14 protein-coding genes are annotated in these 13,784 nt (G+C 62.8%); 9 read left to right on the top strand and 5 right to left on the bottom strand.

Going from position 1 to position 13,784, the window contains the following annotated elements; genetic code table 11:
• The first annotated feature begins 324 nt into the window (after nt 1–324).
• Complete coding sequence (locus QMK33_RS15465; protein WP_283565510.1) at nt 325–561, top strand: hypothetical protein; 237 nt, start codon at nt 325–327, stop codon at nt 559–561.
• Between the two features lie 324 nt (nt 562–885).
• Here QMK33_RS15465 and QMK33_RS15460 read toward each other — a convergent pair whose 3' ends face one another.
• On the bottom strand, nt 886–1,656 hold the full coding sequence (locus QMK33_RS15460) for an alpha/beta fold hydrolase (RefSeq protein WP_283565509.1): 771 nt from the start codon (nt 1,654–1,656) through the stop codon (nt 886–888).
• Between the two features lie 224 nt (nt 1,657–1,880).
• Here QMK33_RS15460 and QMK33_RS15455 point away from each other — a divergent pair, with 224 nt between their 5' ends.
• The gene (locus QMK33_RS15455; protein WP_283565508.1) at nt 1,881–2,645 is read left to right on the top strand and encodes a helix-turn-helix domain-containing protein; all 765 of its coding nucleotides are present in this window, start codon (nt 1,881–1,883) and stop codon (nt 2,643–2,645) included.
• Between the two features lie 18 nt (nt 2,646–2,663).
• On the opposite strand, the gene QMK33_RS15450 is transcribed toward QMK33_RS15455, so the two are convergent.
• From QMK33_RS15450 to QMK33_RS15440, 3 genes are all read right to left on the bottom strand, one after another.
• Nucleotides 2,664–3,620, bottom strand: coding sequence for a cupin domain-containing protein (locus QMK33_RS15450; protein ID WP_283565507.1), 957 nt, complete (start codon nt 3,618–3,620; stop codon nt 2,664–2,666).
• 225 nt (nt 3,621–3,845) lie between these two features.
• Nucleotides 3,846–4,298, bottom strand: a complete 453-nt coding sequence (locus QMK33_RS15445) for a VOC family protein (RefSeq protein ID WP_283565506.1) — start codon at nt 4,296–4,298, stop codon at nt 3,846–3,848.
• A 178-nt stretch (nt 4,299–4,476) separates the two neighbouring features.
• The gene (locus QMK33_RS15440) at nt 4,477–5,424 is read right to left on the bottom strand and encodes a helix-turn-helix domain-containing protein (protein ID WP_283565505.1); all 948 of its coding nucleotides are present in this window, start codon (nt 5,422–5,424) and stop codon (nt 4,477–4,479) included.
• A gap of 200 nt (nt 5,425–5,624) precedes the next feature.
• On the opposite strand from QMK33_RS15440, the gene QMK33_RS15435 reads away from it, so the two are divergent.
• The 5 genes from QMK33_RS15435 to QMK33_RS15415 all read left to right on the top strand — a co-directional run bounded on the left by QMK33_RS15435 (nt 5,625) and on the right by QMK33_RS15415 (nt 9,895).
• Nucleotides 5,625–6,518, top strand: coding sequence for a helix-turn-helix domain-containing protein (locus QMK33_RS15435; protein WP_283565504.1), 894 nt, complete (start codon nt 5,625–5,627; stop codon nt 6,516–6,518).
• A gap of 51 nt (nt 6,519–6,569) precedes the next feature.
• Complete coding sequence (locus QMK33_RS15430; protein WP_283565503.1) at nt 6,570–7,307, top strand: SDR family NAD(P)-dependent oxidoreductase; 738 nt, start codon at nt 6,570–6,572, stop codon at nt 7,305–7,307.
• A 24-nt stretch (nt 7,308–7,331) separates the two neighbouring features.
• Nucleotides 7,332–8,297: an alpha/beta hydrolase family protein gene (locus QMK33_RS15425; protein WP_283565502.1), complete on the top strand. Its 966-nt coding sequence runs from the start codon at nt 7,332–7,334 to the stop codon at nt 8,295–8,297.
• Between the two features lie 143 nt (nt 8,298–8,440).
• The gene (locus QMK33_RS15420) at nt 8,441–9,379 is read left to right on the top strand and encodes a quinone oxidoreductase family protein (RefSeq protein ID WP_283565501.1); all 939 of its coding nucleotides are present in this window, start codon (nt 8,441–8,443) and stop codon (nt 9,377–9,379) included.
• A 123-nt stretch (nt 9,380–9,502) separates the two neighbouring features.
• Nucleotides 9,503–9,895, top strand: coding sequence for a RidA family protein (locus QMK33_RS15415; RefSeq protein WP_283565500.1), 393 nt, complete (start codon nt 9,503–9,505; stop codon nt 9,893–9,895).
• Between the two features lie 20 nt (nt 9,896–9,915).
• Here QMK33_RS15415 and QMK33_RS15410 read toward each other — a convergent pair whose 3' ends face one another.
• Nucleotides 9,916–10,848 (bottom strand): helix-turn-helix domain-containing protein, encoded by a 933-nt coding sequence (locus QMK33_RS15410; protein ID WP_283565499.1) that lies wholly within the window; start codon nt 10,846–10,848, stop codon nt 9,916–9,918.
• 289 nt (nt 10,849–11,137) lie between these two features.
• Between QMK33_RS15410 and QMK33_RS15405 the strand changes: the two genes are divergently transcribed.
• Together QMK33_RS15405 and QMK33_RS15400 are read left to right on the top strand one after the other, a co-directional pair.
• Nucleotides 11,138–12,622 carry an aldehyde dehydrogenase family protein gene (locus tag QMK33_RS15405; protein WP_283565498.1) on the top strand — a complete coding sequence of 495 codons (1,485 nt, stop codon included), beginning with the start codon at nt 11,138–11,140 and terminating at the stop codon, nt 12,620–12,622.
• Nucleotides 12,623–12,900: 278 nt separating this feature from the next.
• Complete coding sequence (locus QMK33_RS15400; protein ID WP_283565497.1) at nt 12,901–13,668, top strand: SDR family NAD(P)-dependent oxidoreductase; 768 nt, start codon at nt 12,901–12,903, stop codon at nt 13,666–13,668.
• Nucleotides 13,669–13,784: the final 116 nt, after the last annotated feature.

Raw genomic sequence — 13,784 nt, 5'->3', positions numbered from 1 at the left:
CCATCGGTGCGGGGTGCTGGTGCGCAAAAGTTGCTCCTTCAGCAAATGCCTGAAAATGCACACCGCACGTATTAAAATTAGCATTGATTGCCATAACCGTAATATCATCCTCACTTAGACCACCACCACCACCACCAAATTAGCATTGATTGCCATAACCGTAATATCATCCTCACTTAGACCACCACCCAGGCATTTAAGTGCCCTCGGTATCGCGTTGCGTCACTAACTCAACCAGCACCTGCCTTCTTTCCCGTGCTATCGGTAAAGCAGTAGACTTAACATGAGCGAATTGACCATTAATTGGGGCATCGGTCGCATGTCGTGGCGCGATGGAACGGTGGCTATGCCAACCGAACGGCAAAAAAAGCCCATGCGATGTTCTTCACCGCAGGGGCCGAGGCGTGTATTGGCTACCACTTGAACAAGTATTTTGCGCTGGAAGCAGTGGCTGGCTATCAGCGTTACTTCAAAAACGGACAGCTCCCGGTAGCCGTTAACCAACTCAACAACTTCAGCGCGGGAATTACGCTGGTGGGAACATTAGGACTGACGAAATAAGGCTGGTAGCAACTGCCCGCTGGCGAACCTGCGTGACCAACGGTTTTTCCGGTTGGTCGCGCAGGTTTCTTGTTGTAGCCTCGAAGCTAACAAAAGCCTATTAATCAATGAGTTGAATTAATTCCAGTGTGCTGCCGTGGGGGTCGGCCATGAAGCGGCAATACTTGCCGATGAACGACACGCTGAACAGGTCCTGAGTGAGCTAGGCCCCGCCCTCGTGCGGGGCGGCTAAGGTTTCATTTGCGTCTTCGGCCAAGAGATACAGGTGTCGTAAGTCCAGTGGACTGTGGAGCGATTCGAAAAAGCCTATCCGCACGGCAGGGTCTAGCGGGACTCCTGAAATTGCCGAATCTGCTCCAACACGTCGTCGAGCTGCTCAATCTGCGGCATGTGTCCGGCCGCGTTGACTAGCTCGAAGCGGACCTGCGGAATCAGCTCCGCGAATTGGCGGCCGTAGGCGGGCGTTACCAGGCAGTCGCTGGCTCCCCAGAGCACCAGGGTCGGGAGCCGCAACTCTGGTAGCTGGGTGCGCAATGCCGGGTCGTGCATGAAGGGGGTGCCCGCGTAGGCGCGCAGCGCGGCTTGGTTGGCCGCCATGGTGGCGGCCGCTTCGGCCGTGGCGGGGGCCTGCGCGTAGCGGGCCGGGTCGTGGAAAACTGCGGCGGCGCGCGCGGCCGGGGGCAGCGCCATAGGGTCGGCAATCGGGCCGCTCGCGGTCGTGGGGTCGAGGCCCACGGCGTTGAGCAACACGAGGGCCGCCAGGCGCGGCGAGGCCCGCAGGCCCAGCTCGGCCGCCAGCCAGCCGCCTACCGAGTTGCCCACCACCACCACCTCGCGCAAGTCGAGCTGCTCCAACAGGGCCAGGTAGGCCGTGGCCAGGGCCGGAATGCTGTGCAGCCAACCGGGCCGGGGCTGCCCCTCAAAGCCGGGGTGAGTAGGCAGAATAACGCGCCCCCGCTGCGCCAAGGCGGCGGCCAAGCCGGCCATGGAGGCGGGTCCCGCGCCGCCGTGCAGTAAGAGGTAGGTCGGGCCGCTGCCCTGCGCATCGTAGGCGAGGTCCAGGGTTTCGGCGAGTACGGACTGGTGGTGAAGCATTTGGCAAGTTGGTTAAGGTGATGAAGAGGCGCGTTCCACTAGGAGCGGTGCGCCAGGCGGTGAATACCCCAAAGGTCCGGCAGTAGTCAGCCGGATAATTGGATAAATCGGTCAGCAGCGGCGGAAGGCCGGGGCGCGGGCGCGCCCACGCCCAGCGCAACGGTTTGGGCGGAAGGCCTTACTTTGGGGCGGATTGGGAGGTCGCCATTTTAACTGACAGCCGCATGAGCGTCCGCAAAGCCTTTTTACAGCTGGACTACCTGATTGAGCCCGCGTGCGGGCCGGAAGCGGACCTGGTGGATGCCTATTGGCAGATGGCCAACCCCGGACTCACGCCCCAGGCCTTTACCGTGCTGACCGATGGCTGCTGCAAGCTCCTGCTACAGCGGCAGCCGAATCAGGAACCCGAGCTGATTTTATCGGGGGTGTGGACGCACGCCTTCGAGATACGGCTGCCCGCCGCCACGACGCTCCTAGGGGTGCGCTTCAAGCTGCCGGCCGTGGAGTTTCTCTGCCCCAGCCAGCTCCCGCTGAATGCTACCCGCCCGCTCCCGCTCACCGAGGGCCTCGGTCCCGCCCTGCTGGCGGCCCACGACCTGGCCGACCTCGCCCGGCGCGTGGGCGACTGGGCTGCGTCCCGGCACCCGGCCCCAGCGCCGCGGGCGCTGTTTGCGGCCCTGTATGCCAGCCACGGGACGCTGCCCGTCAGCCAGTTGGCGGCGGCGGCCGGCTGGTCGGCGCGCACGGTCAACCGCTATTTCCAGCGCCAGTTCGGACTTTCGCTCAAAACCTACGCCGACATCCTGCGCAGCTACGCGGCCACCCAGCAGCTCCGCCCCGGCGACCTGTACGCCGTGGGGGCCTACTACGACCAGTCGCACGGCATCCGCGACGTCAAAAAGCACACCGGCGCCACGCCCCGCCAACTCGACCAGCACCGCCACGACCGGTTCATTCAGCTAAGCCCGCCACTGCCGCCCGAGCAGTAAGCACCTGTGGCCCAGACCCTAGCCAGCTGGGAACCCCGGAGCAGAAGACCCACCAGCGTCCCCCGGCAGATGAAACACGAGCAGGCGCGCGGCCACGTCTTCCGCGTGCCACCGGAACGAGGTGCCGGCGGGGAAATACGCCCAGCTGCCGGCCGCCACCCGCTGCTGCTGGCCATCCAGGTGGAGCAGCAGGGTGCCCGCGAGCACATAAAGGGCCTCGTCTTGCTGGCTAATTTGCCACGGGGGCCCGGCCCCGGCGGGAGCCGCTACCTCAAACAGGTCGTAGGTGCCTTCCGTATCGGCGGCGGTGACTAGCGGGTACCAGCTGAGGCCGAAAAGCACGGTGCTTTGGGCCTCAGCGGCGGTGGTCACGCGCAGCGCGCCGTGGCCGGTGTCACTGTCCTGGGTAACCAGCAGTTCCGGCGATGGGGGGCCGAGGAAGGGCAGCGCCGTAACGGCCTCCTGGCCATACAGGGCCGAGAGAATCTGAATTTGCTCGTGGCTGTGGGTTGGGGCACTCTCAGCCATGCTGGGCATCCGCCGCTCCAGGGCGGGCTGCCCCAGGCTCATCACCACCAGCTCGAAGCCAGCCGGGGTATAGCAGTTGAGTACCCGCGCCTGGCTCGAATCGACGGAAAAGCTATGGGGCAAGCACCGAGGCAGCAGCACGAAGGTGCCCGGCCCCGCCATTACAGTCTTTCCCTGGGCGTTGAATGAGCAGGTACCTTCCAGCACGTAAAACCCCTCAACGGCCCAAGGGTGGCGGTGCGTGGCGGGGCCCAGCCCGGCCGGCATCAACTGCTCCAGCAGGCTCAGCCGGTTGCCGGTTTGCCGGCCACTAGCCATTACCAGCCACAGGGTGCCCACCAGCCAAAAGGCCGGGGCGGTTTGCCGGTTCAGCACGTACGGGGTGGGCGCGCCGCTCAGTGGGGCCGCCGCTGGCGAGGAATTCCACTTTATCAAAGGTTGGTTCATGGGGGCAATCCGGTTGGTTGATTGCACAAAGGTGGCGGCCCGCTGACTCACGTAATTGGATAAATCGGCCAAGCCGATATCCTGCTGATAACCGGCCGCTGGGCCACGACGGCTGACGCCCAAGCCGGCACCGGCGGGAACGTGTCCGAGACCGCAAACGCCCCTTCTTCGGTGCCGTTGCAGCACCAAAAAAGGGGCGTTTATTCACCGCTTGGCTGCCAGCCATTACCCGATATTCTGCATGAACTCCAGCGTGTTGCCGTCGAGGTCGGCCACGAAGCCGCAACGCTTGCCAATGGGCGGCACGTCGAACGGCTCCCGCACTACCCGAACCCCACGCTCGCGCAGGGTTGCCAGGGTTTCGTCCACGTTTTCGACCGAAAGGCACAGGTGCTGGAAGCCCGACACGATGGGTTGCGGAACCCCCTGGGGCGCGTCAGCGGGACCATAGCTTAGCACCTCCAGCCAGAAATTGTCGTCGTTGGCCGGGGCCAGGAAGGCGAGCTGCAAGTTGCCGCCCACGGTAACCTGCTTGATTAAGCGGAAGCCCAGTTTTTCGGTGTACCAGGCGATGGTCCCCTCGAAGTCAAACGTCCACAGGCCCAGGTGGTGGGCCCGGATTGTTCCGTTGATGCCCGCGGCATTTTTGGCCGGTATCGGTAGCATAGTGTTTTCCATAAGTTCTGGTTTTGAGCAGCCCTATTGACCGCTCTGTTCCGGCCCGCTTTGGGTGGGCGCGGTGGGGAATGCGGCCATACTTCGTGAGAAGGGGTTGTTGGAGGAGTTATTGAACAGCACAAAGGTCCCCCGACCCCAACCGGGCCCCTAACGGGATTCAAACGAAAGTATAAGCAATTCAAACCGCCGGTACTCCCAGCGCCGCTTGTTGCTGGCCCAGCGCGGCGCGCAGGGCCGACGGGGAAGTGCCGGTCTGCTTTTTGAAGAAGTTGTTGAAGTAGGTGGGGTAGGCAAAGCCCAGCCCGTAGGCGATTTCGGCGGTGCTCCAGCTCGTGTGTTGGAGCAGGGCCCTGGCTTCGGCGATGATGCGCTCGGCAATCAGCGCGGAGGTAGGCTTGCCGGTGAGCGCGCGCACGGCCCGGTTCAGGTGGTTGACGTGCACCGAAAGCTGGCGGGCGAAGTCGGCCGGGGTGCGCAGTTGCAGCCCATGGGTAGGCGAGTCGATGGGAAACTGCCGCTCCAGCAGCCCCTGAAACAGGGTCGCGATGCGACTCGCGGCGTTAGGGTGCTGGTAGTAAGTGGCCTGGGGCTGCATCTTCAGGGCCTCGTGAATAAGCAGGTTCAGGTAGTTGCGTATCACTTCTTGCTGATACACGTAGCCCGAATTCAGCTCCTGCCTCATCTTGCCGAAGATGTGGCTCAAGTCGGCGTATTGCGTCTCATCCACGAAGTACACCGGGTCGCTGCCGAGCCGGAACAGCGGCGACTCCTGCAAGCTGGCGGCGCGGTCGCTGGCGATGAGAAACTCCTCGGTGAACATGCACAAATAGCCGCCCTGCTCCTCCGAAACCGGCTCCCAGGAGTAGGGAATCAGCGGGTTGGAGAAGACCAGTGCGGGCCGCTCAATCAGCACGCCCCTGGTGGCGTAGTTGTAGCGGCTGCTGCCCGTAACCAGGGAAATCTTGTAGTAGTCGCGCCGGCCAAAGGTAAGTTTATTCGTGCGGAATTGCTCGCGGGCGTACAGGTTGAACTGGCCCGACGCGACGAGGGCCGGCAGAGGTGCGGCGGCGGCTCCCACGCTACCAGAAGTGGGCGAAATAGCCGGAAGTAAAGTGGTTGAAGCCATGCACAAAGCTAAGGAAATCAAACTGCGTCCCCGTAGGAAGCGAATAACAGGCCCTGGCTGCCAACGGGCCGTCGGCACACATTGGTTAGTGGCTATTCATCTCAATTAGTGAGCGTCTAGAAGAACACGCACCTATTATATTGCCGGCAAACCCGACCACTCCGCCACCGTACCTTTTTACAAGCATGTATATTTAGGTTATGCCCACGCTTCTCCCCGAACAGCACGCGCCGGTTTATCCATTGAAGCCGCCGGCAGGCACCACCGGCAGCAACCTGTTTCAGCTGGTGCGGGGGGAAGGCGGGCTGGCCCACCAGGCGGACCTGCTGGTGCCGCACCGCAAGGAGTATTATGTGCTGGCGTTTGTGTGGCGCGGTGGCTGCCGGCACTGGGTGGACATGGTGCCTTACGTGATGAAAGACAACACGTTGTATTTCACGGTGCCGGGCCAGCTCATGGTCAAGGAAGAGGCCCGGCCGATGTGGGGGACTAGCCTGGCGTTTACCCCGGAGTTCCTGGCCCTGAACCAGCACACGTCCCTGGCGGAGCTGCCGCTGCTGCAAAACCGGCACAACCACCACGAGCTGCTGCTAGCGGTGGCCGATGTGGCCTTCGTGCAGGAGCTGCTGGGCAAGCTTGAAGCCGAATACCACCGCCCCGGCGAGTGGCAGCAGCGCATGCTGACGGCCCACCTGGCCGTGTTGCTCACCTACCTGAGCCGGCTCTACACCGAGCAGTTTCCCGACACCGAGCCATCAGTCGAGAAGCTGCTGCTGAATACCTACCGGGCCAAAATTGAGGAAGGCTTTCGCGAGCGGCACGAGGTGGGCGCGTATGCCTCGCTGCTCCACGTTTCGGCCGGGCACCTGAGCGAGGTAGTGAAAGCGCAGAGCGGCAAGTCGGCCATTACCCACATTCAGGAGCGGCTGGTGCTCGAAGCCCGCCGCCTGCTGTTTCATACCCCGCAGTCGGTGAAGGAAATTGCCTTCGACCTCGGGTTTGCAGATGCTTCCTACTTCAGCCGCTTCTTCAAGCGCGGCACCGGCCTCACCCCGGCCGGGTACCGGGCCAGCAACCGGGAAATGTACCCGTAGTACCGCCGAATGTACCGGAAGCGCGCCTGGGAGCCCCGGTAGCTTTGTGGTATGAAAAAAGCACTCATCACCGGCGCCAACAAAAGCATTGGCCTGGAAACCGCCCGGCAGCTTTTACGCGCCGGCTATTACGTGTACCTCGGCAGCCGCGACCTGCAAAAAGGCCGGCATGCCGTGGCCCAATTGCACGCCGAAGGGCTCTCGCAAGTCGAGCCCATCCAGCTCGACGTGGCCGACAGCGCTTCGATACACGCTGCCCGGCAGGCAATCGGCCAGAAAACCGACGTGCTCGACGCCCTCGTCAACAACGCCGGCATCACCGGCGGCATGCCGCAGGCGGCGCTCGAAGCCGGGGCCGCCGCCTTTCAGGAGGTGTTCGCCACCAATGTATTTGGCGTAGTGCAGGTTACCCAGGCGTTCATCGACCTGCTGCGGAAGTCGCCCCAGCCCCGCATCGTCAACGTGGGCTCCAGCGGCGCGTCGCTGACGCTGAACAGCGACCCTACCTGGAAATACTATAACCACAAGGGGGCTTTGTATGCGTCCTCGAAGGCGGCGCTGCACATGTACACCATCGTGCTGGCCTACGAGCTGCGCGAGACGCCCTTTAGGGTTAACGTGGTGGACCCCGGCTTCACGGCCACCGACTTCAACAACCACCGCGGCACCGGCACCGTGGCAGAGGCCGGGACCCGGATAGCGAAATACGTGCTGGTGGGCGATGATGGCCCAACGGGCAGGTTTATCAGCGAGGAGAACACGCCCGTGACGGGTGAAATTCCCTGGTAGTCAGTCCTATAAATTCCTAATAGCATGGCAACTCAAACTGAATCCGCTCGGGCGGGCGTTGCGCCCACGCCGGTCATTTCCATCAGCCCGGTGGTGCTGCCGGCTCCCGGCCGCGCCGTGGACCTGCAGGTGCGCATTTCCGCGCCCGCCACCGGGAGCAACCTGCCCATCATGCTGTTTTCGCACGGCCAGGGCGGGTCGAATCATCTTTCCTCGCTGAATGGCTACGCCCCGCTGACCCATTACCTGGCGGCGCACGGTTTCGTCGTCATTCAGCCCACGCACTTGAGCTCCAAGTCGCTCAGCGGCGATGCAGCCGTTGCCAGCGCGCCGGGCGCGCCCTGGTTCTGGCGCTCCCGCGTGGAGGACATGACGTGCATTCTCGACCAGCTGGAGGATATCGAGGCGGCCGTGCCGACCCTGAAAGGGCGTCTGGACCACAGCCGGGTGGCCGTCGTGGGGCATTCGATGGGCGGGCACACGGCCAGCGTGCTGCTGGGCGCGCAGCTCACCGAGGCCGACGGCACGGTGGTGAGCCTGGCCGAGCCCCGCATCAAAGCGGGCGTGCTGCTGGCCGCGCCCGGCAACGGCGGGGCCGACCTGAACCCGACGATGGCGGAGCGGGTGCCGTTTTTGCGGCATCCCAGCTTCGCCCACATGACTACCCCGGCCCTTGTGGTGGTGGGCGACAAGGACGTATCCCCGCACCTGACGGTGCGGGGGGCGGACTGGCACGCGGACCCGTACGCGCTGAGCCCCAGCCCCAAATCCTTGCTGACACTGTTCGAGGCCGAACACGGCCTGGGCGGCATTTCGGGCTACGACGCGGCGGAAACGACCGACGAAAACCCTGAGCGGGTGGCCCTGGTGGCCCGGCTCACAGGCGCCTACCTACGCACTGCGCTCTACCCCGAGAACACCAGCTGGCAGCTGGCGAGCCAGGCGCTGCTGAGCAACTCCAATCCGCTAGGCCGAATTGAGTCCAAGTAAACCGGCAGCGGCGGGGCGAAACGGGCAGTGGGCGGGCTAGTAATCCTTTCTTGAGTAAAACCAATTGCCAACCCGACCACTGCCCGCTTCGCCCAAACTTCAAAAAAACAATCACGAGTTAAAGCCAAGAATCCATGAGAGTAGTGCAGTTTTCTGAATACGGCGAGGCCGATGTGTTGAAGGTCGTCGATTTGCCCACGCCCCGGCCAGGAGCAGGCGAGGTCCTGCTTAAAGTAGCCGCCGCCGGGATGAATTACGCCGATTTATTGCAGCGCAAGGGCCTCAGTCATCGGCCCATCACGCTGCCCTTCGTATCGGGCTACGAGGTGGCCGGGACCATCGAGGCCCTGGGCGAAGGCGTAACTGATGTGCAGGTGGGCCAGCGCGTGATGGCCCTGCTGCCCAGCGGTGGCTACGCCGAGTACGTGGTGGCCCGGGCCGCCCAGGTGATTTCCTTGCCGGCCGAGCTGGGCAACGCGGAGGCCACGGCCCTGCTGTCGCAGGGCCCGACGGCCGTGGGCCTGCTCAACACGGGCGATTACGCGTCGGTGCTGATATTAGCCGCCACCGGGGGCGTGGGTTCGCTGCTGGTGCAGGTGGCCAAAAACCGGGGCCAGCGCGTGATTGCCGCCGTGGGCAGCGAGGCCAAAAAAGCGGCCGCCCAGGCCAGTGGGGCCGATGCAGTAGTGAGCTACGCCGAGGCCGATTGGGTGCAGCAGGTGCGCGATGCCACCGACGGCCTGGGCGTGGCCGCTTCGTTCGATGCCGTGGGGGGCAAAGTAGGTACCGAGGCCCTGCAAACCCTTGGGGCCGGGGGCACCGGCGTGATTTATGGGGAGGCCAGTGGCGAACCAACCCGGCTGGCGGGGCAGCAGCTGATTGGGCAGAAGCAGGTTGTGCGCGGCTTCTCGCTCTTCGCCGAGCCGGCAAAAATCGGGGAGGCCACGGCCGAGCTGCTCGACTACTTCCGGGCCGGCAAGCTCCAGCTACCCGTGCAAACCTACCCGGTGGCCGAGGCGCAAACCGCCCAGCGCGACATGGAATCGCGCCGGACCCAGGGGAAAGTGGTGCTGCTTTTTTAACAGAGCGGCGTTAGCGCCTACTTCGCCAGCTCAGCCCCGCGTTGTGGCCGGATTCGATATGATAAACACTTAAAATACAATGTTTTAACTAGCGGCAACGCCATATCCCCCACTCCAGTACATATGGAAAAGCGCATCATCAACCCGTGGCAATGGCAGGCAAAAAATGGGTATGTGCAGGCAGTAGAAGTCGCCCAGCCCACCGCCACGCTCTATTGCGCTGGGCAGGCCGCCATCGACGCGGACGGGCAGCCGAGCACCGGCGACATGAGCGCCCAATTGCGGCAAGTGCTCGGCAACGTGGAACAGGTGATTAGTGCGGCGGGCTACCACTGCCGCGACATCATCCGGTTCACGGTTTATACCACCGCCACGGCCGAGCTATTCGATTGCTTCGACCTGCTCACCACTTGGGTAGCCCGGCACAGCATCCAGGCGGCGGGGACGATGGTGGAAGTGAAGGTATTAGCCTACGATTCCCTGAAGGTAGAAATGGAGGTGACAGCCGTGCGCTAGGAGTTGGCCATCTGTCAACGCTAGACGGACTGCTGCTGCTGGCGAAATGATTTTGGCGAGAGGCCGGCGTGCTTGCGGAAGAACGAATTGAAATAGCTGGCTTCGGTGAACCCGAGGCTATCAGCGATGTCGGCGGTCGACTGGCTGGTGTGGCGCAGCAGGGTTTGGGCCTCGTGGGCAATGCGCTCGGCCAGGTGCGTGCTGGTCGTCTTACCGGTCGTGTCGCGCACGGCCCGGTTCAGGTGGTTGACGTGCACGTGCAGCGCGTCGGCAAACGCCTGGGCCGTATGCAACGGCGCGGCAGCAGCCAGCGAAGCCACCGGAAACTGCTCCTCCAGCAGGCGCAAAAAATCGGCGGCCAACCGGCTGGCAGCGGTGGGCAGTTGTGCCGGGGTAGGCTCGGGGCGCAGGCGCAAGGCCTCGTGCACTACTAGTTGAATATGAGTGCGGACCACCTCGTACTTGTGCCGGTAGTCGGAGGCGGCTTCGGCCTGCATCTGCCGGAACAGCTGGGTCAGGTGCGCGGTCTGCTCGGCGGTAAGGTAAAACAGGGGGTCGGCCCCGAGCCGGAATAGCGGCGACTCTTGTAAGGAGGCGGTGCGGTCGGCCCCGTACAGAAAATCGTTGCTAAACAGGCAGCAATACCCAGTCAGCGGGGCCAGCGTCTGGCAGGCAAAGGGCAGCAGCGGGTTGTAGAACATCAACGCTGGCCGGTCAACGAGGAAGGTGCGGCCAGCGTACTGAATTTGCGTTGCGCCGCCCGTGTACAAGCTGATTTTATAAAAGTCGCGCCGCTGGTAGAGCATGGCCGATTCATCCGTCGCCTGGTTCACCGCATCAAAGGCCAGCACCGAAAAGGGGCTGGCGGCCAGGGCCGCCGTCGCGGGCAATTCCCCCTCAGGCCGGCAGCCACGCTGAAATTGTTCGAGAGATTGATTGGTAGCAGATTTCATGAGCGGCAGGAACAAGCACGCGGGTGTCGGCACGCACTAAACTAAAGGAGGTACAGCGCCGGGAAGTTCGACTGCCTAGCTACTTGGGTGCTATTGCTACCGCTTAGTGCTGGCTGACGAAGGTGAAAAGGAGCCTGTTTGATTTACGCTGAAACCGGTTTGAATTATCCTATTTATCAGAAAAACAGAATTTTAACTTTGCATTGCCAAGCCACTAGGTCAGCGCTGCATACTGCTGACCGCTTGGTTCTCACCCAGTATCCAGGTTCACCAACGAACTACTATGATGATGGAAACCACCGTTGATTACGACGTAAACCAGGCCGCGCTGGACTTTATCAAACAAAGCCCCAAGTCCCTGTTAATTGATGGGCAGTGGGTGCCGGCGGTGTCGGGCAAAACCTTTGCCCCGCTTAACCCCGCTACGGCCGAAGTGCTCACCCACGTAGCGCTGGCCGATAAAGAGGACATCGACCTGGCGGTGCAGGCGGCCCGCCGGGCCTTTGAGCATCCCTCGTGGGCGGGCATTGGCCCGCACGAGCGGGAACGGTTTCTGGGCAGGATAGCCGACCTGATGGAGACCCACGCCGAGGAGCTGGCCACCATCGAAACGCTCAACAACGGGATGCCACTGGCCGTGAGCCGCTGGCTCGTGGCCGAAGCCGCCAAGGTATTTCGCTACTACAGCGGCTGGCCGACCAAAATCCAGGGCAACACCAACCCGATTGACCCAACGGGCTTCGCCTACACGCTGCGCGAGCCGCTGGGGGTGTGCGGGGCCATCATCCCCTGGAACGGCCCGCTGTTCGCGGCCTCCTGGAAAATTGCCCCAGCCATTGCCTGCGGCAACACGGTCGTTATCAAGCCCTCGGAGCTGACACCGCTTTCCCTGCTGCGCCTGGGCGAGCTGCTGCTGGAAGCGGGCCTGCCGGCCGGCGTGGTGAACATAGTGCCCGGCCAGGGCAGCGGCGCGGGCAACGCGCTGGTCGAGCACCCGGACGTGAATAAGATAGCCTTCACCGGCTCCACGGCCATCGGGAAGCAGATTTTGCAAGCGTCGGCCACCACGCTCAAGAAAGTGACGCTGGAGCTGGGCGGTAAAAGCCCCACCATTATTTTTCCCGACGCGGACCTGAACAAAGCCATTGCGGCGGCGGCCATGGGCTTCACCCAGGGTTCGGGCCAGGGCTGCGTGTGCGGCACCCGCGTGTTCATCCACGAGAGCATTTACGAGGAAGTAGCCGCCCGTATCGTACAGATTGTCAAAAAGTTGATACTCGGACCGGGCCTGGACCCCGCCACCCAAATCGGACCGATTACGAACGCGAAGCAGTTCCAGAAAATCAAGGACTACATCGCCATTGGTATGGAGGAGGGCTGCACGCTGGCGGCCGGCGGCAGCCAGGCTGGCACCGAGGGCTACTTCATTCAGCCCACGGTGTTCACGCACGTTACCAACGGTATGCGCCTAACGCAGGAAGAAATCTTTGGCCCGGTTGGCGTGCTGATTTCCTTCCAGGATGAGGCTGATGCCGTGTTCCAAAGCAACGATGTGCAGTATGGGCTGTCGGCTTCGGTGTGGACTAAGGACATCAGCCGGGCGCACCGGGTGGCGCGGGCGTTGCAAGCGGGTTCGGTTTGGGTAAACACTATTTTTGAGATGGACGCCATTTTCCCATTCGGCGGCTACAAGCAGTCGGGCCTGGGCCGCGAGATGGGGGAGGAGGCCATTACCGCTTACACACAGGTGAAATCGGTTGTGGTGCGCTACTAAACGCTGGTCATCCGGGCCTGGAGCACGGCCCCGAGCCCGGATGTTTGGGCTGGTGCCCCCGCTTTGCTAGGCGCAATCGGTGTGCTCGACACCGGCCACCAAGTTGGTGCCTTCGAGTAGCTTCGAAGGTTGAATAAAGCAATTACCAGAAAAATGGACCACGGCGGCTTTGCTGACAGCTGTGATTTCAAACGACAGGCTACAAGCCTGTTATGAGTTAAAATCAACTTTAGCGACCGAAGTAAAACTTGCTCGGTTGCTGTAAAAAATCTACACCTATGCAACAAGTAGCCATTGTTACCGGCGGAGCCACGGGTATCGGCCAGGCCATCGCGCAAGCGTTGGTAAACCAGGGAATGAACGTCGTGATTGCCGGCCGCAACCAGCAGCGCGGAGAAGCCACGGCGAAGGAGCTGGGCGACACGGCCTTCTTCGTGCAAGCTGATGTGAGCCAGGAAGCTGACGTGCAGCACCTGGTGGCTGCCACGCTCGAACGCTACGGCCGCCTGGATTACCTGATTAACAACGCGGGCGTTGAAGGCGGCTCGGGTGGCTTCGAGGATACCCCCGCAGCGCTACTCGATGACGTGCTGACAGTCAACGTAAAAGGGGTGTTTCTAACTATGAAGCACGCCATCCCCCTGGTGTTGCGTCAGCAGGGGGGAGCCATTATCAACATCGCCTCTTTCGTGGGTACCACCATGCCCATTGCGTCGGCGGCCATCTACGGAGCCAGCAAGGCGGCCGTGCTCAGCCTGACACGCGCGGCGGCGGCCGGCTACGCCGACCAGCACCTGCGCGTGTACGCCGTCTGCCCTTGGATGACCGAAACGCCCATGGCCAACCGCCTGAGCGGCCCCGACCCCGACGCCATGGCCCGCTACGCCGCCGCCATCAACCCGAGCGGGCAGCTGGCCACCCCGGCCGACATCGCCCAGGCCGTGGCCGACCTGCTGGCGGGCCGCACCGAGCTACCCAACGGCGAAGCAGTGCTGGTGGACCACGCTAGCGCGCTGAGCCGCATCATGCCCATGACGGTGGCGTAGCAGCGGCGCGGGCCTTTTGGAGTGGCCTTGCGTAAGTAAGCTGGCCCAGGGCTTTTGGTTAGTTATCCTCATGCGCTGAACGAAGAACGGCATTCCCGGCAAGTCGGGAATGCCGT

This window comes from Hymenobacter sp. H14-R3, from assembly GCF_030063445.1.
Lineage (GTDB): Bacteria > Bacteroidota > Bacteroidia > Cytophagales > Hymenobacteraceae > Hymenobacter.
This window is presented reverse-complemented; position numbering and strand designations above follow the sequence as displayed.

What these genes read in the sequence shown, in the direction of transcription:
- QMK33_RS15455 (WP_283565508.1), top strand. Translation starts at nt 1,881, where the DNA reads ATGAGCGTCCGCAAAGCCTTTTTACAGCTGGACTACCTGATTGAGCCC.
- QMK33_RS15430 (WP_283565503.1), top strand. Translation starts at nt 6,570, where the DNA reads ATGAAAAAAGCACTCATCACCGGCGCCAACAAAAGCATTGGCCTGGAA.
- QMK33_RS15435 (WP_283565504.1), top strand. Translation starts at nt 5,625, where the DNA reads ATGCCCACGCTTCTCCCCGAACAGCACGCGCCGGTTTATCCATTGAAG.
- QMK33_RS15450 (WP_283565507.1), bottom strand. Translation starts at nt 3,620, where the DNA reads ATGAACCAACCTTTGATAAAGTGGAATTCCTCGCCAGCGGCGGCCCCA.
- QMK33_RS15460 (WP_283565509.1), bottom strand. Translation starts at nt 1,656, where the DNA reads ATGCTTCACCACCAGTCCGTACTCGCCGAAACCCTGGACCTCGCCTAC.
- QMK33_RS15440 (WP_283565505.1), bottom strand. Translation starts at nt 5,424, where the DNA reads ATGGCTTCAACCACTTTACTTCCGGCTATTTCGCCCACTTCTGGTAGC.
- QMK33_RS15405 (WP_283565498.1), top strand. Translation starts at nt 11,138, where the DNA reads ATGGAAACCACCGTTGATTACGACGTAAACCAGGCCGCGCTGGACTTT.
- QMK33_RS15415 (WP_283565500.1), top strand. Translation starts at nt 9,503, where the DNA reads ATGGAAAAGCGCATCATCAACCCGTGGCAATGGCAGGCAAAAAATGGG.
- QMK33_RS15425 (WP_283565502.1), top strand. Translation starts at nt 7,332, where the DNA reads ATGGCAACTCAAACTGAATCCGCTCGGGCGGGCGTTGCGCCCACGCCG.
- QMK33_RS15445 (WP_283565506.1), bottom strand. Translation starts at nt 4,298, where the DNA reads ATGGAAAACACTATGCTACCGATACCGGCCAAAAATGCCGCGGGCATC.
- QMK33_RS15410 (WP_283565499.1), bottom strand. Translation starts at nt 10,848, where the DNA reads ATGAAATCTGCTACCAATCAATCTCTCGAACAATTTCAGCGTGGCTGC.
- QMK33_RS15400 (WP_283565497.1), top strand. Translation starts at nt 12,901, where the DNA reads ATGCAACAAGTAGCCATTGTTACCGGCGGAGCCACGGGTATCGGCCAG.